The organism is Streptococcus sp. DFI.7.26 (assembly GCF_022240605.1).
In the GTDB taxonomy this organism is placed as follows: domain Bacteria; phylum Bacillota; class Bacilli; order Lactobacillales; family Streptococcaceae; genus Streptococcus; species Streptococcus xiaochunlingii.
The window spans coordinates 73,027-92,472 of the sequence record NZ_JAKOGN010000005.1; the positions used below are offsets into that span (position 1 = coordinate 73,027).

Annotated in this window: 21 protein-coding genes; 20 read left to right on the forward strand and 1 reads right to left on the reverse strand. The window is 41.6% G+C overall.

All coding sequences use genetic code 11. The annotated features are described in order from the left end of the window. Nucleotides 1–3 precede the first annotated feature (3 nt). On the reverse strand, nt 4–2,190 hold the full coding sequence (locus L0M85_RS06175) for an LTA synthase family protein (RefSeq protein ID WP_048688124.1): 2,187 nt from the start codon (nt 2,188–2,190) through the stop codon (nt 4–6). 242 nt (nt 2,191–2,432) lie between these two features. On the opposite strand from L0M85_RS06175, the gene L0M85_RS06180 reads away from it, so the two are divergent. The 20 genes from L0M85_RS06180 (at nt 2,433) to L0M85_RS06275 (ending at nt 19,406) form a co-directional block, all read left to right on the forward strand. Continuing rightward, nucleotides 2,433–3,596, forward strand: coding sequence for a class I SAM-dependent rRNA methyltransferase (locus L0M85_RS06180; protein WP_238656680.1), 1,164 nt, complete (start codon nt 2,433–2,435; stop codon nt 3,594–3,596). Then, nucleotides 3,593–4,270, forward strand: a complete 678-nt coding sequence (gene aroD, locus L0M85_RS06185) for a type I 3-dehydroquinate dehydratase (protein WP_048688131.1) — start codon at nt 3,593–3,595, stop codon at nt 4,268–4,270. The genes L0M85_RS06180 and aroD overlap by 4 nt, the downstream gene beginning before the upstream one ends. Then, the gene (aroE, locus tag L0M85_RS06190; RefSeq protein ID WP_048688134.1) at nt 4,260–5,135 is read left to right on the forward strand and encodes a shikimate dehydrogenase; all 876 of its coding nucleotides are present in this window, start codon (nt 4,260–4,262) and stop codon (nt 5,133–5,135) included. Before aroD ends, aroE begins: the two co-directional genes overlap by 11 nt. A 101-nt stretch (nt 5,136–5,236) precedes the next feature. Beyond that, entirely contained in the window at nt 5,237–6,301 is a 1,065-nt protein-coding gene (aroB, locus tag L0M85_RS06195; RefSeq protein WP_238656681.1) for a 3-dehydroquinate synthase, read from the forward strand. Between the two features lie 20 nt (nt 6,302–6,321). Further along, nucleotides 6,322–7,488, forward strand: coding sequence for a chorismate synthase (aroC, locus tag L0M85_RS06200; RefSeq protein ID WP_048688143.1), 1,167 nt, complete (start codon nt 6,322–6,324; stop codon nt 7,486–7,488). 12 nt (nt 7,489–7,500) lie between these two features. After that, nucleotides 7,501–8,607, forward strand: coding sequence for a prephenate dehydrogenase (locus L0M85_RS06205; RefSeq protein WP_238656682.1), 1,107 nt, complete (start codon nt 7,501–7,503; stop codon nt 8,605–8,607). Nucleotides 8,608–8,706: 99 nt separating this feature from the next. Beyond that, nucleotides 8,707–9,045, forward strand: a complete 339-nt coding sequence (locus L0M85_RS06210) for a YlbF/YmcA family competence regulator (protein ID WP_061564079.1) — start codon at nt 8,707–8,709, stop codon at nt 9,043–9,045. 117 nt (nt 9,046–9,162) lie between these two features. Next, on the forward strand, nt 9,163–10,446 hold the full coding sequence (gene aroA / locus L0M85_RS06215) for a 3-phosphoshikimate 1-carboxyvinyltransferase (protein WP_238656683.1): 1,284 nt from the start codon (nt 9,163–9,165) through the stop codon (nt 10,444–10,446). Further along, nucleotides 10,439–10,924, forward strand: a complete 486-nt coding sequence (locus tag L0M85_RS06220) for a shikimate kinase (protein WP_238656684.1) — start codon at nt 10,439–10,441, stop codon at nt 10,922–10,924. Before aroA ends, L0M85_RS06220 begins: the two co-directional genes overlap by 8 nt. Continuing rightward, nucleotides 10,915–11,769, forward strand: coding sequence for a prephenate dehydratase (pheA, locus tag L0M85_RS06225; RefSeq protein WP_238656685.1), 855 nt, complete (start codon nt 10,915–10,917; stop codon nt 11,767–11,769). Before L0M85_RS06220 ends, pheA begins: the two co-directional genes overlap by 10 nt. Further along, on the forward strand, nt 11,766–13,091 hold the full coding sequence (locus L0M85_RS06230) for an LCP family protein (RefSeq protein WP_238656686.1): 1,326 nt from the start codon (nt 11,766–11,768) through the stop codon (nt 13,089–13,091). The genes pheA and L0M85_RS06230 overlap by 4 nt, the downstream gene beginning before the upstream one ends. A gap of 63 nt (nt 13,092–13,154) precedes the next feature. Then, nucleotides 13,155–14,516 carry a 23S rRNA (uracil(1939)-C(5))-methyltransferase RlmD gene (rlmD, locus tag L0M85_RS06235; protein ID WP_238656687.1) on the forward strand — a complete coding sequence of 454 codons (1,362 nt, stop codon included), beginning with the start codon at nt 13,155–13,157 and terminating at the stop codon, nt 14,514–14,516. Nucleotides 14,517–14,724: 208 nt separating this feature from the next. Continuing rightward, complete coding sequence (locus L0M85_RS06240) at nt 14,725–14,898, forward strand: hypothetical protein (protein ID WP_000159607.1); 174 nt, start codon at nt 14,725–14,727, stop codon at nt 14,896–14,898. Further along, the gene (locus L0M85_RS06245) at nt 14,895–15,674 is read left to right on the forward strand and encodes a replication initiator protein A (protein ID WP_238656688.1); all 780 of its coding nucleotides are present in this window, start codon (nt 14,895–14,897) and stop codon (nt 15,672–15,674) included. Before L0M85_RS06240 ends, L0M85_RS06245 begins: the two co-directional genes overlap by 4 nt. A gap of 98 nt (nt 15,675–15,772) precedes the next feature. Beyond that, nucleotides 15,773–17,131: a DNA (cytosine-5-)-methyltransferase gene (gene dcm / locus L0M85_RS06250; RefSeq protein WP_238656689.1), complete on the forward strand. Its 1,359-nt coding sequence runs from the start codon at nt 15,773–15,775 to the stop codon at nt 17,129–17,131. Next, nucleotides 17,115–17,564, forward strand: coding sequence for a hypothetical protein (locus L0M85_RS06255; RefSeq protein ID WP_135782425.1), 450 nt, complete (start codon nt 17,115–17,117; stop codon nt 17,562–17,564). The genes dcm and L0M85_RS06255 overlap by 17 nt, the downstream gene beginning before the upstream one ends. Continuing rightward, nucleotides 17,557–17,937 (forward strand): arsenate reductase family protein, encoded by a 381-nt coding sequence (locus tag L0M85_RS06260; RefSeq protein WP_000566546.1) that lies wholly within the window; start codon nt 17,557–17,559, stop codon nt 17,935–17,937. The genes L0M85_RS06255 and L0M85_RS06260 overlap by 8 nt, the downstream gene beginning before the upstream one ends. Nucleotides 17,938–17,949: 12 nt before the next feature. Next, nucleotides 17,950–18,183, forward strand: coding sequence for a hypothetical protein (locus L0M85_RS06265; RefSeq protein WP_000840776.1), 234 nt, complete (start codon nt 17,950–17,952; stop codon nt 18,181–18,183). Between the two features lie 2 nt (nt 18,184–18,185). Then, a complete protein-coding gene (locus tag L0M85_RS06270) occupies nt 18,186–18,773 on the forward strand; it encodes a type II CAAX endopeptidase family protein (RefSeq protein ID WP_238656690.1) in 588 nt (195 codons plus the stop codon). A gap of 333 nt (nt 18,774–19,106) precedes the next feature. Continuing rightward, nucleotides 19,107–19,406, forward strand: coding sequence for a hypothetical protein (locus L0M85_RS06275; RefSeq protein WP_195412014.1), 300 nt, complete (start codon nt 19,107–19,109; stop codon nt 19,404–19,406). Nucleotides 19,407–19,446 lie beyond the last annotated feature (40 nt).

Below are 19,446 nucleotides of genomic sequence, written 5' to 3' on the forward strand. Positions count from 1 at the left end.
ATCTTATTTTTTCTCTGATGAAGATGAGCTTGAGCTACTTGAGCTGGAATCCTCACTCGAAGAAGAAGAACTGAACTGTTCAGGGTGGAGATCTTTATAGCTTGGTGCTTTGAAGAGATCAACCGTTGATTGATTGCCTTTTTGGCTATAGAGGCTGGTTGAGGAATTCCCTTTTTCTTTTTCAATTTTCTTCAATGCTTTCATCGAGTTGTTGTAGGAGTAGTCATCCGGGTTGACTTTACCAAGATCATTTCCAGTGTAGAATCGTAAGAGGTCCCCCGTTTGGATACTATCACTAATCTTGAGTTGTAAATTAGCTGCCTCACGGATTTTATCCAGTTGCTCTTTCGTTGATTCGTCTGGATTGGTGATTTCTTCACCAGTCTTGGTGTAATAGGTCCGCCCACTGTAACTTGTATACTCAGGAGTCACAAAGTAGTTAGCAGAACGGAAAGCTACGATTTGGCTATGATTTGGAGATAACAAGTCTTGACCCACTTGAAGGAAGTTCTTAGAATCAATTCCTAACAAGTGTTCCAATGTTGGAAGCATATCAATCTCTCCACCATAGGTCTCAATGACTTTCCCCTTGTTCATGCCAGGCACGACCACCATATAAGGTACCCGTTGCAACATAGCATTATCATAACTTGACCAAGTCTCAGAGTTCTTATCAAGCAAAGGAGCTAGAGCTGGATTGCGAGAATTAGAAATACCGTAGTGGTCTCCATAAAGAACGATAATAGAATTTTCGTATAAGCCAGATGCCTTTAGATAATCGAAGAAGGCCTTGATGGATGAATCAAGATAATTGGCTGTTGCAAAATAGCCATTAATCGTTTCATCCTGGGTTTCTGCAAGAGGGAAGCCAATTTCGTCACCAATCAGACTCGTCGTATAAGGATAGTGGTTGGAAACGGTAATGAACTTAGTATAAAAAGGTTGTTGCATGTGTTCCAAGTACTTGATAGAATCCTTCAACATAATCTTATCATTAAGTCCATATTGGAAGGAGTTGGTATCATCTTGCTTGGTAAAATAGGAGGCATCAAAGAAGTAATGGTAGCCCCATTGTTTGTAAGCAGTATTACGGTTCCAGAAGCTTCCGGCATTTCCGTGGAAAACAGCACTGGATTGGTAGCCATTCTTTGAAAGAATGAAAGGAGCTGCTTGCTGGGTATTGGTCCCACCGTAGTTCACCATAAAGGAACCTTGGTTCAAACCGAACAAGCCCGTTTCAATCATGGTCTCTGCATCCGATGTTTTACCAGCTTTTACCTGGTTGAAGACATTGGAAAATGCAAAGGTTTCGTTTGAATGGTAGAGCGAGTTGATAAATGGGGTCACTTCGTATTCTTTGCCATCGACTTTCAATTTATAGTCGATCAAGAATTGTTGGAAGCTTTCCAAATGGATATAGATAACATTACGACCTTTAGCAAGTCCAAAGGTTTCAGGGTTTGGTTGAGCATAATGGCTAGCAACATACTCTTCAACTGGTTTCAGGTCAACTTCAGAAGCCTTTGAACGTTCTTTATTGGCCATGTAAGTCTGGTTGGCACTGTAACCCAAAAAGGCAGGTAAACCAAGCGCACGAACCACATAGTAGTTGGAGAAGCCACGCGTTAACAATTCCGGACGGTCAATCTCTGCCAAGAAAAGGTTGGCAGAGAAGAGCATAGCAGAGAGCGAAGTCACTGCAAAACTTGCCCGTTTGTTAAAGGGACGGTGATCTAGTTTGACCAATTTCTTTAAGAAGAGGAAAGCTAGAATCGGGAAGTCTAAAATATAGATAATATCCCAGGGACGGAATAATTCTAAGGCTGCAGCTCCAAGACCAGCGGAAACCTTACTAGAGGCCAGCATGGTATTAACCGTTACGAAGTCAGTAAACTCACGATAATAAATCGAGTTGGAAATCAACCAGATAAATAAAATGACATAGATGCTAAAAGATAGCAAATAAAAGAGTTTGGTTCTCTTAATATAAAAAGCGAGACCGATGAATAAGAGGCTGAGTGGAATCGGGTTAATGACTGCGAGAAAAACCTGATAAAAGCCTTGAATATCTAGATTAAAGTCTACTGCATAGGCCCACATGGTTTTAAACCAATAAAGCAACAGTAGGGTAAAGACAAATCCTAGTCTGGTACTCATAGCATCGAGTATCGTTTTGGTAATTTTTTTCACAAAAATATACTTCCTTGCCTTATTTCCTAAAAATTTTCTTACAACAGTATACCATAATTTAAAACGTTTTGAAAATAAAGCAAGTAAATAATAATGTTAAAAAAGAGTATGGTTGATATTGGTAATCATTAGCTAAACAAAAGAAGTGAGATTGTTTAAAAAGATGGTGAATACTTCCTTGATAATAGGATTCTTAAGTAGGAGACTTTGTGAATTTTTGAAAATTTTGATACAATAGAAGTATGAAAAAGCTGACAATTAACCGACAAGTTGAGAAAAAAATCCATAAAGGTTATAAGATTTTAGAGAAGAGTGATTTTGAACAACTCCCTTTTGACAATGAGGTGGTCGAGCTGGTCACAGCTTCGGGCCATTTTCTTGGGACAGGCTATCTATCAGAGCAAAACAAGGGACTTGGTTGGGTCATTTCTACGAAGAAAATCAACCTGGATCAGGCTTACTTTAGTCATCTATTTGCTAAAGCTAAGTCAAAACGTCAGTCTTACTATCAGTCGGAATTGGACACAGCTTTTAGAATTTTTAATCAAGAAGGCGACGGATTTGGTGGCTTGACTATTGATCTCTATGGAGATTATGCCGTCTTTTCCATCTACAATGCCTTTGTTTATCAAATCAGAGAGCTGCTTGTTACGGCTTTTCAAGAAGTCTTTCCAGAGGTCTTGGGAGGATATGAAAAAATCCGTTTCAAGGATCCAGGTTATGAGTCAGCCCATCTTTTTGGTCAAGAAGCTCCAGACCAGTTTTTGATTTTGGAAAATGGCGTTCGCTACCAAGTCTTTTTGAATGATGGCTTGATGACAGGGATTTTCTTAGACCAACACGATGTGCGTGCTAGCTTAGTAGATGGCTTAGCTGCAGGTAAATCCTTACTCAATATGTTTTCCTACACGGCGGCTTTTTCGGTAGCAGCGGCTATGGGAGGAGCAGTAGAAACGACTTCTGTAGATCTGGCAAAGCGGAGTCGCGAACTATCCGAAGCCCATTTTGTGGCAAATGGTTTAGAACTGGATCACCACCGCTTTATTGTGATGGATGTTTTTGATTATTATAAGTATGCCAAGCGTCATGGTTTGACTTATGATGTGATCGTTCTAGATCCTCCGAGTTTTGCTCGCAATAAGAAGCGTACCTTCTCAGTTGCGAAGGATTACCACAAACTGATTGAGCAGTCCCTAGAGATTTTAAATCCAAATGGTATTTTGATTGCTAGTACGAATGCTGCCAATGTCAGTCGGGATAAATTTAAGAAAGAAATTGAAAAGGGCTTCAAAGGCCAAAAACATCGCTATATCAGTGAAGTTGGACTTCCAGCTGATTTTCGATACAATGAAAGGGAAGAAAGTAGTAATTACTTGAAAGTATTTACAATTAAGGTGGATCAATGAAATTAGTCGTTTCTGTAATGCCAAGAAATTTTGAAGAAGCACAGGCCATTGATGCCAGTCGTTATCAAGATGCAGATGTGATTGAATGGCGTGCGGATTACTTGGACAAAAATGATATTTTACAGGTTGCGCCTGCCATCTTTGAGAAATTTGCAGGCCGTGAAATTTTATTTACGCTACGGACACGGGAGCAGGGAGGAGAAATTGAACTTTCTGGTGAAGAGTACGTAGCCCTTATACATGATATCAACAACATCTACCATCCGGATTATGTTGATTTTGAGTACTTTGGTCATCAGGCCGAGTTTAATCAGATGATGGATTACTCCAATCTTTGCTTAAGCTACCATAATTTCCAGGAAACCCCTGAAAATATGATGGAAATTATGTCTGAATTAACCAGCTTTACACCGAAATTGGTCAAGGTATCTGTGATGGCTCATACCGAGCAGGATGTTCTGGACCTAATGAACTATACACGTGGCTTTAAGACGCTAAATCCAGAACAAGAGTTCGTTACCATTTCTATGGGGAAAATCGGCCGAATCTCTCGCATCGCTGCCGATTTAACCGGTTCTGTTTGGTCCTATGCCAGTGTTGGAGAGCAAAGTGCACCAGGTCAAATCAGCTTGTCCAGCATGCACAAGATTCGGGAGATCTTAGATGAAGATTGATGGCTATACGCGAATGGCGGCCGTGATTGCCAAGCCCATTCGTCATAGTATCTCACCCTTTATTCACAACCGGGCTTACCAATTAACCGCGACCAATGCAGTCTATCTTGCTTGGGAAGTGGAAGAAGAACAAGTCGAACAAAGTCTTCAACAGTTACGGGTACTAGATATGTTGGGTGCTAATATTTCCATGCCCTACAAGAAAAAGGTCTTGCCATTTTTAGATCAGGTAGATGGAAGCGCGCAACTCATTGGTTCGGTCAATACAATTGTTCAGAAAGATGGTCGTTTAACAGGCTACAACACAGACGGTCTTGGTTTTCTAAAGAGTCTCCCTAAGACTTTTTCGATAAAGAATAAGAAACTTGTCCTTTTAGGAGCGGGTGGTGCTGCGACTGCTATTGTTGTAGAGGCTATTCGGCAAGGAGTTGGCGAGATTCATTTATTTGTTCGTCCAGAAAGCTTAGATAAATATCAGGCTATCTTTGCTCCACTATCCGAAACTCTTGCTGTTTTAATTGTCCTTCATGACTTATCCAGTTGGGATCAGTTGAATGCAACGATAGAGGGGACGGATTTATTGATCAATGCTACAGGACTTGGAATGGACGGGTTTTCTCTCCCTATTCCGAAAGACTTTATCTTTCCTAAAGGTTGTCTAGTGGCTGATTTAGCTTATTTTCCTGTCAAGACACCATTTCTTCAATTAGCAGAAGAACAAGGGGCAAAAACCTTAAATGGCTTGGGAATGCTCTTCCATCAAGCTGCCGTTGCCTTCGAACTGATGACGGATAAAACTTTCCCGGAAGAGGAAGTCTGGCAAGCTTTGAAATTGGAATACCCAGATTATGTATTAGAAAAATGATGGAAGAAAACAGAAAAACTTAATCAAGTATGCTCTGTTTTCTATTTTTATACAATAGTGAAATTGTAATTTTTTTCACATGGATTTGAAAGGAGATCCTTATGAAGGTGAATGTTGATCTACCAAAGAATGGTTATGAGATTGTCATTGAGAATGGAGCGATCCAAAAGGTTGGAACCTGGCTCAGTCATTTATGGGAAGCTCAAAAAGTAGCAGTCATTACAGACAACCATGTAGGATCTCTTTATGCAAGTCAGGTGGTAAAAAACCTTGAAAGTGAAGGATTTACAGTGATTAGCTATGAGTTCCTAGAAGGAGAAGCTAGTAAAAATCTGACGACCGTCCAGAAAGTCTATGAATTTTTAGCGAAAAATGGGATGACACGATCAGACGGCATTCTCGCTCTTGGTGGTGGCGTTGTCGGTGATCTAGCTGGCTTTGTAGCTTCCACCTATATGAGGGGCATTCATTTCGTTCAAGTACCGACTAGTTTGACAGCGCAGGTTGACTCCTCTATCGGAGGTAAGACCGGAGTCAATACACTCTATGCTAAAAACATGGTAGGAACATTTGCCCAACCGGATGGGGTATTGATTGATCCTGAAGTGCTGCTGACTCTTGGCAAGCGCGAGTTGATCGAGGGCATGGGAGAAGTTATCAAGTACGGTCTCATAGAAGATCAAGTCTTATGGGAAGAGCTGGATCAAATGGATGGCTCCGTTGAGTCTATTTATGAGCATGCAGAATCCCTGATTGCCCATTCCTGTCAAGTCAAGCGCAAGATGGTCGTCGAAGATGAGCTAGACCAAGGCATTCGCCTATATCTGAATTTTGGTCATACCCTTGGCCATGCGATTGAAGCAACAGCCGGTTATGGCCAGATTATGCACGGAGAAGCCGTAGCGATTGGAATGGTGCAAATCACTAAGGTGGCAGAAGCTAAGGGATTGGTCCAAGCCGGTTTAACGCAGGCTATTCGTCAAATGTGTCAAAAATTTGGCTTACCAGTAGAATTCCATACTTGGGATAAGGAAAAGCTTTATCAGGCCTTAACCTTGGACAAGAAGGCGAGGGGCAATCAATTGAAACTCGTTTTGGTACCTGAAATTGGAACTTGTCAGATCCATCCAGTCCCATTGGAAGAAATGAGAGACTTCTTAAACTAGAAAGCGACAAAGGAGATACCATGCGTTATTTAACAGCAGGAGAATCACACGGACCACGACTTACAGCTATTATCGAAGGAGTGCCAGCAGGTCTCCCTTTGACAGCTGATTATATCAACGTCGAATTAAAACGCCGCCAAGGAGGCTACGGTCGTGGAGCACGGATGAAGATTGAAAGCGATCAGGTCGAGATCACCTCTGGTGTTCGCCATGGCTTGACCATGGGAGGTCCTATCACCTTGAATGTCACCAATCTAGACCATCAAAAATGGCTAGAAATCATGTCTGTTAGTGATGTGGAGGAAAAGAAGAAGGGGCTCCGGAAAATTACCAAGCCTCGTCCAGGCCACGCCGATTTGGTCGGTGGCATCAAGTACCGTTTCGATGACTTGCGAAATTCTTTGGAACGGTCATCGGCTCGGGAAACAACCATGCGGGTAGCAGTAGGTGCAGTAGCCAAACGTTTATTGGAAGAGATTGGGGTTCAAGTAGCCAGCCACATCGTCAATTTCGGTGGCATCGAAGTAGAGGTTCCGGAAAATCTAACAGTTTCCCAAATCAAGGAAGCGGTTGCTCAGTCAGAAGTTTCCATCGTCAATCGAGAGCGAGAAGAGGAAATCAAGGCCTATATCGATAGTGTGAAGAAAGAAGGGGAAACCATCGGAGGGATCGTCGAAACGATTGTAGGTGGTGTGCCTGTCGGTCTGGGATCTTTTGTCCAATGGGACAAGAAATTGGATGCTAAGATCGCTCAAGGGGTTGTCTCTATCAATGCTTTTAAAGGTGTAGAGTTCGGGCTAGGCTTTGAAGCAGGCCGTCGAAAAGGCAGTCAAGTCATGGACGAAATTCTCTGGTCTGAGCAAGATGGGTATACTCGTCGAACCAATCATTTGGGTGGATTTGAAGGCGGTATGACCAATGGAGAGCCGATTATCGTTCGTGGTGTTATGAAACCAATCCCAACCCTTTATAAACCCCTCATGAGTGTCGATACTGAAACGCACGAACCGTATAAGGCAACGGTGGAGCGGAGTGATCCAACAGCACTTCCGGCTGCAGGGGTTGTCATGGAAGCTGTGGTGGCAACGGTTTTAGCCACAGAAGTCTTGGACAAGTTCTCTTCTGATAATCTGGAAGAATTGAAGGAGGCTGTCGAGAGTCATCGGGCCTATACCAAAGCTTTCTAACTGGAGAAATAGATGGAAGAAAAGGTTGTTTATATCGTCGGTCTAGGACTGATTGGTGCTTCGTTAGCCATGGGGATCCGGAAAGCTCATCCGCAAGTGACTTTACTAGGCTATAATCGCAGTCAGGCCTCACGGGATATTGCACTTAAGAATGGCATAGTGGATGAGGTGACGGCTGATCTTGAAGCATTTGCTAGTCGAGCTGATGTCATTATCGTCTCCTTACCTGTCAAGCAAACCATTCAAACCTTTCAGCAACTGGCGAGAATGCCACTGAAAGAAGGAGTCATTGTGACAGATGTGGGCTCTACCAAGGGGGCCATTGTAGAAGCTGGTCAAGAAGTTTTTAATTATCTGCCAGTCCGTTTTGTCGGCGGACATCCCATGGCAGGGAGTCACAAGACAGGAGCTGCGTCAGCTGACTCTACTCTCTTTGAAAATGCCTACTACATTTTTACGCCAACAACTGCGACTGATCCCAGTGCGGTCTTGGAATTGAAGGATCTCCTCTCAGGGCTTAAAGCCCGTTTCATCGAGGTAGATCCAATAGAACACGATCGGGTCACTTCTCAAATCAGCCACTTTCCTCACGTATTGGCAGCTACCCTGATGGGACAAGCAGCTGCTTATACAAAAGAGCATGCCTTAGCAGGTCGCTTTGCTGCAGGAGGATTTCGTGATATGACGCGGATTGCGGAGAGTGAGCCCAGCATGTGGACCTCCATTTTGCTATCCAATCCAGCTGCTGTTCTCGATCGGATAGTAGACTTTCAGGCTCGCCTTGACCAAGTTGCTGATATGATTCGCCAAGGACAAGAAGAAGCGATTTGGTCCTTCTTTGACCATAGTCGAGAGCAACGGCAACATATGCAGATCCATAAGAGAGGAGGGGTGGAAAGCACCTTCGATATTTTTGTGGATGTTCCAGACGAAGAAGATGTCATTCTTCGAATCCTGGAGTTGCTTCGTGGTACCTCCTTGGTCAATATTCATATCAATGAGGAAAACCGAGAAGATGTCTACGGGATTCTCCAGATTTCCTTTAAGACGGCTGCAGATCAAGCGCGGGCTGAAGCCCTGATCACCGAGCAAACGGATTATAGTGTGGTAATCAAATAGGTCCTAAGTAGGATTTTTACAAAAATAGCAGTTTCTAACACAAGATGTACCAGAATCTTTGTATAATAGAACAAAACCAAATTGTTAAGGAGAAATTACATGTCAAATATTTATGATCTAGCCAATGAATTGTCACGTGGAATTCGTGACTTACCAGAATACAAGGCTGTTCTTGCTAGTAAGGAAGCCATTGATGCCGATGCCGATGCAAAAGCGTTATTCGGAGACTACCTGGCTTTCCAACAAGAAATTCATGGAGTCATCCAGTCTGGACAAATGCCAACTGAAGACCAACAAAAGAAAATGCAGGACTTTGCTGGGAAGTTACAAGGAAACCCAATTGTTAATGAGTTTTTCACCAAACAACAGCAATTGTCTGTTTATCTAGGAGATATTGAACGGATTATTTTTGATCCAGTTCAAGATTTATTTAAATAAGGGAGAGGTGGAGAGCCCACCTCTTTTTCTCTCCCATCTTAGAGGACCTTCCAAGTGAACGTTGAAAATGGCTGTTTTTTATGGTAGAATTTTTAGAAAAGCTTGAAGGGGTAAGCCATGAAATTACAAACGAATTGTAAGGGTTTAAATGGAATCATTCGTGTTCCAGGTGATAAATCGATCAGTCATCGTTCGATTATCTTTGGTAGCCTTGCGCATGGAACCACTAAGGTCTATGATATCCTACGTGGTGAAGATGTCTTATCCACTATTCAAGTATTTAGAGACCTAGGCGTCTCTATCCAAGATGATGGTCAAGTGATCACCATCGAGGGAAAAGGCTTCGAAGCTTTTCAACAACCTAAGAATAATCTGGATATGGGGAACTCAGGCACCTCCACTCGATTGATAGCGGGTGTCTTAGCAGGAAGTCCTTTTCCAGTCACCATGGTTGGAGATGACAGCTTGTCCAAACGACCAATGGATCGAGTGGCGATCCCCCTTCGAGAGATGGGAGTCACTGTCCAGGGTCAAACAGATCGAGACATGTTGCCCCTTCGCCTTCATGGAACAAAAGAGTTACAACCAATCCACTATTCATTACCGGTAGCCTCTGCTCAGGTCAAGTCAGCTCTTCTATTTGCTGCCATGCAAGCAGAAGGGGAGTCGGTTATTTTGGAGAAGGAGCTAACGCGGAATCACACCGAAGATATGATCCAGCAGTTCGGTGGCCATATCAGCGTGAAGGGCAAAGAAATTCGCCTACGTGGGCCTCAAAGCTTCCAAGCCTGTGAGGTGACGGTACCAGGTGATATTTCCAGTGCAGCCTTTTGGTTGGTAGCTGGTTTGATTGTCCCTAATAGTCAGATTCGTCTAGAGAATGTCGGGATCAATGAGACTCGTACAGGTATCCTAGAGGTTATTGAAAAAATGGGTGGCAAGCTTCAAATATTGGATGTTGATCCCCTTGCTAAGGCTGCGACGCTTGTCGTAGAGACTTCCGACCTCCATGGAACAGAAATTTCGGGTGATTTGATTCCTTGCTTGATTGATGAGCTTCCAATCATTGCCCTTTTGGCTACCCAGGCTTCTAGCCAAACCATTATCAAAGATGCTGAAGAATTGAAAGTCAAGGAAACAGATCGCATCCAAGTAGTGGCAGAGAGTCTAAATGCCATGGGGGCTAACATCACCCCAACAGAGGACGGGATGATTATTGAGGGGAAAACGCCCTTACATGGTGCTAGCCTGCAAACCTTTGGTGACCACCGGATCGGCATGTTGGGAGCTATTGCAGCCCTGCTTGTAAGAGATGGTGAAGTGGAGCTTGCGCGTGCTGAAGCAATTAATACCAGCTACCCTTCCTTCTTTGAAGACTTAGAAAAGGTGTCTCATGCCTAAAATATTACTTGGCTTTATGGGAGCAGGGAAAACGACCATTGGTCGTTTGTTGGATCCAGCTTTTACTGATATGGATGCACTCTTAGTTCGACGCTTAGAAATGCCGATTTCTGACTATTTTACTCGCTATGGTGAGGAGAGTTTTCGCTTGCAAGAGTCACTTTTATTGCAAGAGTTGCTCGATGGACAGAGTTCTGTCATTGCAACTGGTGGAGGCATTGTCCTGAAGCCAGAAAATCGCGAGCTCCTCAAAAAGAATTCTTGTAATATTTATTTGCGGATTGATTTTGAGCGGCTTTATCAAAGATTGGCCGCTGATCCTGCAACTAAGCGCCCTCTCTTTCTTGCTAAGAACCAAGAAGAGTTTCGTGCTTTGTATGAACAACGCCTGCCCTTATATGAAGAAGTAGCCACACATGTGATTGATGTTACTGATAAGACACCTGAAAAAATTGTGGAGATGATCCGATGTTTGTAGCTTATCTCGGTCCTAAGGGATCCTTTACCCATCATGTAGCTCTGGAAAGTTTTGAAGATGGTGAATTGCGCCCTTATGACTCCATTACAGAAGTGATGAAAGCCTATGAATCCGCTCAAGTAGAGTATGCGGTCATCCCTGTTGAGAACTCCATCGAAGGCAGTGTCCATGAGACGATTGACTACCTCTTTCACCAGGCTCGTTTCCAGGCTATTGCAGAAGTGGTTTATCCCATTAAGCAACAACTTTTGGCAGTTAAGCAGGATCAAGCCATTGAAGTGATCTATTCACATCCTCAAGCATTAGCTCAAGGGAAAGCCTATGTTCTGGAGCATTTCCCTCAAGCTAGACTAGAGATGACAACTTCGACTTCCTATGCAGCTCGATATGTCTCTCAACATCCAGAGCTTCCTATTGCAGCCATTGCGCCTTTGGAGGCCAAGGATGAATATGGTCTGGAAGTTGTAGCGAGGAACATTCAAGAGATGGATCAAAATTATACCCGCTTTTGGATTCTTGGTCAGCGACCTTTTAAAGGTAGTCGCTCCTTAAAGAAAGTTTCCTGTAAGAATAGTCTGGCCATTACCTTACCAAGCAATATTGCAGGCTCCTTATGCCAGGCCCTATCTACATTTGCTTCAAGAGAATTAAATTTAACAAAAATTGAGAGTCGTCCTTTAAAGACGGTCCTAGGGGAATATTTTTTTATTATCGATGTGGTGGATGCTGACGAATCACTGTTTGCTTCTGCCTATCAAGAACTGGAATCCCTAGGAGCATCTATCAAAACCTTGGGCCACTATTCGGTCTATGTGCTAAACGACAATGAAACGGAGAACGTATGAGTAGAGAATCAGAAAACCTATCCTATCATGAACAAAAGAGATTGGATTATCTTTATTCCAACTATCATTATCTGAATGAGAAAGAACAGTTGGAATACAAGTATCTAAAAAATAAATCAGAGGGACAATTCCAAGATGACCCCGTTTCAGCAAGTACAGAAGAGTCTGTGGTTTCTTCAAGTAGAAGCGAAAACGAGTCTGATGAATTACCAGTCTATCCATCACGGAGCCGAAAGGATAAACCCAAAACCAATAAAAAGAAACGAGAGGAAGTAGTAGCTCTTCCCAAACGTAAGAAGGGAAAAAAAATCCGCATCAAACGTATTTTAAAGTGGATTGCCATTTTCCTCTTGTTGGTCCTTGGTGGAATGGTCTTTATGTTTATTAAAGGCTTGAATAGCAAACCTGGTGGGACCAACGCCCAACCAGCTGTTAAAGAGTATTTCAACGGTCAGAAGACCAAAGACGGGGTCAATATCCTGATCTTGGGAACAGATGGTCGAATAGGGGAAAGCTCGTCTGAGACGCGAACGGACTCTATCATGGTCGTCAATGTCAACAACAAGGACGGTAAGGTAAAATTGGTCAGCTTCATGCGGGATACTCTGGTACATATTGATGGCGTGAGCCAGCAAACAGATCCAGAATATCAAGATTATTATGACCAGAAGTTGAATACGGCCTTTACCATTGGAGAGCAGAATAACAACCAAGGGGCGGAATTGGTCCGTCAGATGCTCAAGGATAACTTTGACATTAATATCCAATACTACGCCATGGTCGATTTCCAAACCTTTGCGACAGCCATTGATACCCTCTTCCCAAATGGGGTCGAGATGAATGCGCAGTTTTCCACTATTGATGGTGAAAAGGTCAGTGAAGTGGAAGTGCCAGACGATTTGAACATGAAAGACGGTGTCGTTCCTCAGCAAACCATCAAGGTCGGAAAACAACGGATGGATGGCCGGACCCTCCTCAACTATGCTCGTTTCCGTAAGGATGATGAGGGCGACTTTGGCCGGACAAGACGCCAACAAGAAGTTATGTCTGCCATTGTTCACCAAATCAAGGATCCAACCAAGCTCTTTACTGGATCTGAAGCACTAGGAAAGGTCTTCGCTATGACCTCAACCAATGTACCCTTCTCCTTCTTGTTGACAAACGGGATTGGCTTAGTCGGAAGTGCCAGCAAGGGGATTGAACGCATTACCATTCCAGAAAATGGTGATTGGGTCGATGCCTATGATATGTATGGCGGACAAGGCTTGCTGGTCGATTTCGATGCTTATAAAAAGAAATTGTCCCAAATGGGCCTAAGATGATATAATTAAGGGATAGGAGTCTGTAAACTCCATCCCTTTTAATTTGTAGAAAGATTGAACACCATGTTAAAGAAAAATGATATTGTAGAAGTTGATATTGTCGATTTGACCCATGAAGGAGCAGGAGTGGCTAAGGTCGATGGCCTGGTCTTTTTTGTGGAGAATGCCCTGCCAGGAGAAGCCATCCGCATGCGCGTGCTTAAAGTCAACAAAAAGATCGGCTACGGTAAAGTAGAGGAGTACCTAGAAAAGTCCCCTCACCGCAATGAAGAACTAGACCTGGCTTACTTACGAACTGGAATTGCTGACTTGGGTCACCTAGCTTATCCGGAGCAACTGAAATTCAAGGCCAAGCAGGTCAAGGATAGCCTCTACAAGATTGCAGGAATATCTGATATGGAAGTACCCCTGACCTTGGGGATGGACCACCCTGTCCAATACCGCAACAAGGCCCAAGTCCCTGTTCGTCGGGTCAATGGTCAGGTCGAGACAGGCTTCTTTCGAAAGAACTCTCATGATTTGATGCCGATTGAAGATTTTTATATCCAAGATCCAGTCATTGACCAAGTGGTCTTGGCGCTTCGGGATTTGATTCGTCGGTTTGACCTCAAGCCTTATGATGAGAAGGAACAGTCTGGCCTGATTCGGAACCTTGTCGTCCGTCGAGGCCACCATTCTGGAGATATTATGGTCATTTTGGTCACTACTCGTCCCAAGGTTTTCCGTGTAGACCAGTTGATCGAGCAGTTGATCAAGCAATTCCCAGCCATCAAATCTGTCATGCAAAACATCAATGACCAGAATACCAATTCCATTTTTGGGAAAGAATGGCGGGTTCTCTATGGTCAAGATTACATTATGGACCAAATGTTGGGGAATAGCTTCCAAATCTCTGGACCAGCCTTTTATCAGGTCAATACCGAAATGGCAGAGAAGCTTTATCAAACAGCTATCGACTTTGCGGAGTTAAAAGAAGACGATGTGGTGATTGATGCCTACTCAGGAATCGGGACCATTGGCCTATCAGTTGCCAAGCATGTCAAGGAAGTTTATGGCGTTGAAGTCATCCCCGAAGCCGTAGAGAATAGCCAGAAGAATGCTAGTATAAACGGCATCACCAATGCCCACTATGTCTGTGATACAGCTGAAAATGCCATGAAGAATTGGCTCAAGGAAGGCATCCAACCAACTGCCATCCTGGTCGACCCACCACGCAAGGGCTTGACCGAAAGCTTTATCAAAGCAAGCGCTCAAACAGGAGCTGACCGTATCGCCTATATCTCCTGTAACGTCGCCACCATGGCGCGTGATATCAAACTCTATCAAGAGTTGGGCTACGAATTAAAGAAAGTCCAGCCGGTGGATTTGTTTCCACAAACGCATCACGTGGAGTGTGTAGTGTTGCTACAACGAAAAAAAGGGTGAAAATCCTTGATTTTAAGCTATTTTACAAGCATTTTGTCTTTGTAGATAAAGGCAATTTTGACGTCAAAAAAGTTCTAAAAAGGCACATAGATGTATATGTATTTGTAGATGTTGTTTGCGCATCTGAAAAATGAATACAACAATAAATATTTATCTAAAGAGAGAACAATTGTATATTGTTCTCCTTTTTTTATTTTCTGGAGGGAAAATGACAAAAGAATTACAATCATCACGCTATATTGTCATTTCATTTTTAGTACGTGAAATGGGAATTGACATTGTTGAAGCCATATCTCTTATGGCTGAATTAGAAAAAAGTGGCTTGGTTCGATTGGAATCAAGTGGAGATTTAATACTCAAAGAACTTGGAGGAGCGCTATGAAGCGAATTACCGCAAATCAATACCAAACTTCAGAACGGTATTATAAATTACCTAAAATTCTTTTTGAGGATGAGAAATATATGGATATGAAACTAGAAGTAAAGGTGGCTTATTCTATTTTAAAAGATCGTTTAGAATTATCTCTTAGTCGTGGTTGGATAGATGAAGAAGGAGCAGTCTATTTAGTATTTTCTAATTCTAAACTGATGAAGCTGTTAGGTTGTTCGAAGTCAAAATTATTGTCCATCAAAAAAATTCTTAAAGAATATGACTTAATTGATGAAGTCCAACAGTCTTCAAGTGAGAAAGGAAGACTAGCTAATAAGATTTATTTAGGGGAATTATCTTCTACCCCAGTAGCTAATTCAAACAGGCCTAGTGTTAAAAAAAGACTAGGGCAGGATGAAAATGAAACGGCCCCCGTCTCACATTTAGCCCCTAGTGAGACTGAAGTTAGTGAGACTAAATATAGTGAGACTGATTCTTTATTTACTGAGGATGAGGAGGATAGGAATACTCATCCTATCTTGAAAAGAAAAGTAGAAAAGGTCACAAAATATGATCGAGATTATATTTGGGGATTGGTACAAGATCAATTTAGACGAGAAGGTTTTTCTGAAACAGCCAGTGAAATTGCTATGACTGATTTTGAGAGAATCTATCAGTATGCTCTTGACAATGTTCGCTTTGTTAGACGAGCGGAAGCACTTGCTGAATTTGTGTTTAACGGCTTGTATTCTGTTTGGAATAACCGTGTTAGAAAAGGAGGTGGTTAGATGTCGTCAATCGAGTGGATATTAGTTTTGCTCATTTTAATTTCAAGCGGTATGACTCTTTGGGCATTGATAGTCGATCAGAAAGGGGTGATAAAGAAATGAGATTTATTGATTTATTTTCAGGTATCGGTGGCTTTCGACTTGGAATGGAAAGTGTCGGACACGAGTGTATTGGATTTTGCGAGATTGATAAATTTGCTAGAGAATCTTATAAATCCATTTTTCAAACGGAAGGAGAAATCGAATTTCATGACATACGAGATGTTTCAGATGACGAATTTAAAAAACTTAGAGGGAAAGTCGATATCATCTGTGGGGGATTCCCTTGTCAAGCATTTTCAATCGCAGGAAGACGATTGGGATTTGAAGATACTAGAGGAACTTTGTTCTTTGAAATTGCTCGGGCGGCCAAACAAATCCAACCACGTTTTCTTTTTCTTGAAAATGTTAAAGGCCTACTCAATCACGATAAGGGACGGACGTTCACCACAATCCTTACCACACTTGATGAGTTGGGGTTTGATGTTGAGTGGCAGGTGCTTAACAGTAAGGATTTTGGCGTTCCCCAAAACAGAGAGAGGGTGTTTATTATCGGACATTCTAGAAAGAAAGGTACCCGACTCCTATTTCCTTTCAGACGAGAAGGTCAAGCAACTAACTCTGAGACTTTAAAAACACTAGGAAATTTGAATCCATCAAAAAGTGGCATGAGCGGTAAAGTCTATTATTCAGAGGGGTTAGCGCCAACATTAGTTCGTGGAAAAGGAGAAGGATTTAAAGTTGCGATTCCTTGTATGACACCAGACAGATTAGAAAAAAGACAAAATGGTAGACGATTTAAGGAAAACCAAGAGCCAATGTTTACTTTGAATACTCAGGATCGCCATGGTATTGTTGTTGTTGGAGATTTACCAACTAGCTTTAAGGAGACTGGTCGCGTATATGGAAGTGATGGGTTATCTCCAACACTAACTACGATGCAAGGTGGAGATAAAATTCCCAAAATACTGATCCCAGAACCAATCAATTTTCTAAAAATCAGGGAAGCAACTAAAAAAGGGTATGCTCAAGCAGAGATTGGAGATTCAATCAATTTAGAAAGACCAAGTTCTCAGTATAGGCGTGGTAGAGTTGGAAAAGGTATAGCTAATACTTTGACAACTAGTGGTCAAATGGGAGTAGTAGTGGCTAGCTATGAAGGAGAAGATAAGCAAGTTTACCATGTAGCTGGTGTCTTAGTAGATGGACAATTTTACCGTTTGAGAATACGACGAATCACCCCTAAAGAGTGTTTTCGCCTGCAGGGATTTCCTGATTGGGCTTTTGAAGCTGCTAGAAAAGTCTCTAGTAATAGTCAGCTCTATAAACAAGCTGGTAATAGTGTAACCGTACCTGTGATTGCTGCAATCGCAAAGAAATTAAAAGAAATAGAGGAAAAAGATGAAAGCTTTAAATAAAGAGTCAATACTAGATTGTGACGAATTAGAAACAGAATTACATGATGCAGAAATCAAACAGCTGGATGAACAAATATTTTTAATGCCCAATTATCCATGTGAGTTTGAAGTGACATTTTTAGATGATTACCATAAAAAACACAACTATCCACTATTTTATGAATCCTATCTTCAAAACGTTATGGAATTCCTCGAAAGTCAGGATATAAAGAACGGAGCTGATGCCTTTGTAGATGATAATCAGAATCTTGTTTTTGTTTTATATGGACAAGGCTATCGAGCCGAGGGAAAAGAGGGAATACTTACAACCCAAGTAACTGTAAAAGCTTATGATGAAGACAAGCAACCGATTAACTTCGCAAATTTATTAGAATCCTTAATCGTATCAGAATATCAAATGGAACCGAATCTTTGGGAGGTCTCCCATGATTGATCTCTATCTAAGTAAAAATAGCCAAAGAAATCAACTTCTTTTAGACTTCTTCCAAAACTATGGCATCGAGGTATCTTGTCATTCAGTTTCTGAAATGACAAAGGACAAATTAATTGAGATGATGAGCTATTCTTCAGATTGTTTTGAATTTTTATCTCCCAATTTATTACGATTTAAGAACCGTGACAATCTAAGATTAACGGATTTCATTGAAATGATATTAAAAAATCCTGAACTAACCATCAGGCTTCCTCTTGCGGTTTCAAATAAGCGAGTTTATCCAAATCTGAATCTAGAGGAGGCTAGAGCTCTATTGCCAAGAGATACGAAACAATTGATTTACATGGCACAAACACATTATTTATCTAACTAAAGGAGAAGCAATATGGCTGAACGATTTTGGGAGAACTTGTCCATTATTTTGGCTGAAAGAAATATCAGCTGGATTGAGTTAACCAGAAAAATGTTTGCGGGAGAGTTTCACTATCCAAGTGAATTGAATCGTTTGTATCAAAAGATTCGGCACTACAAGATGGAACAACGAATGCCTCAAAGTCCATGGGTAGAAAGGATTGTGCAGGTATTAGATTTAGATTATGAAGATTTATTTCGGAGGTAACTATGAAAAGAATAATTCCAGTTTATATATTCCAACAAGTAAATGTCCTATTTGTATCTCTATACTTACTGAAATTTCTTTGTATCGGTGAGTTAACTATACTACAGATTCTCTATTGTGGGTCGCTCATTTCTTTTTTATGGATGTATGATCAACGAAAACAAGTGGTCAAAGTCAATATGAAAACTAGGATGAAATGGCTTGGTATTGGATTTGTTAGCCTACTGATTATAAGTCTATGTTTTAGTCTAATCCATGCTCAAGGCACTACGAATCAAGCAAACTTAATTGGCCTTCAACATCAAGTTCCTTGGTTTTCATTTTTATTGTTCTTAATCAATGCGAGTATGGTTGAAGAATTTTTGTATCGAGAAATTTTATGGAACTTGGCTAGAAAATTAGATATTCGAGTTGCTTTGACAAGTGTTTTATTTGCCTTAGCACATCATCCAGGAACCATTCTAGCTTGGTGTTTATATATTTCACTTGGGATGTTTTTAGGGCTTGTACGCTACAAATCGGACTTATGGGGCAGTATGGGGCTACATTTGGTGTGGAACCTACTAGTTTATAGTTTGCTGCTTTTTTAGACCAAATTAGCTTGTTTTAGGGAAATGAAATGCTAACGTTATGTAACTATGTTAGTCTTTTATTTCAAAATCTTTGTTTAGTATGAATTTAGCTCTACAGAAAAATAAAAAATGTGATAAAAATTTCAACTACTCTTATCTATAATAAAGCTACCTGTTCTTTGAAAATTGAATCCACTCCGTCTTGATTAGCGTGCCTGTGTAAGTAGGGACTGAGAGTATTTCCCTGTGAAGGGCAACTGGCACAAGACGTGTGTGAGAATTTTCTAACAGACACGGAGTTTATCGTTACCAGACTTAAACGATGCGACAAACTAGATAAAGGAGTTAATCATGAAGGTAGTAAACTTATATGATTTGAAACAAATGGGAAATAAAGGTGGTTGTACCATCCAATTGATTCATCACTTTCCCTTTGGTATGGGCTTAGGACATCTCAAAAAAGACTACATTGAATTTAAACGTGTTGGTATCTTTGATGGGAAGGCAGTAGAAGTTACTCTTCGAGAACCTTATTCGAGAGATCTACTGCAGGTTGTCAAGTCAATTAAGCAACATCAGAAATTGATAGCTTATCGCTATAAAGAAGGAAAACTGCTATTTGTTAAGAAGGAGGTGTCAGATGTCCTCTGAACAACAGGAACGAATGGCAGTTCAATATGCTGAGCGTAGT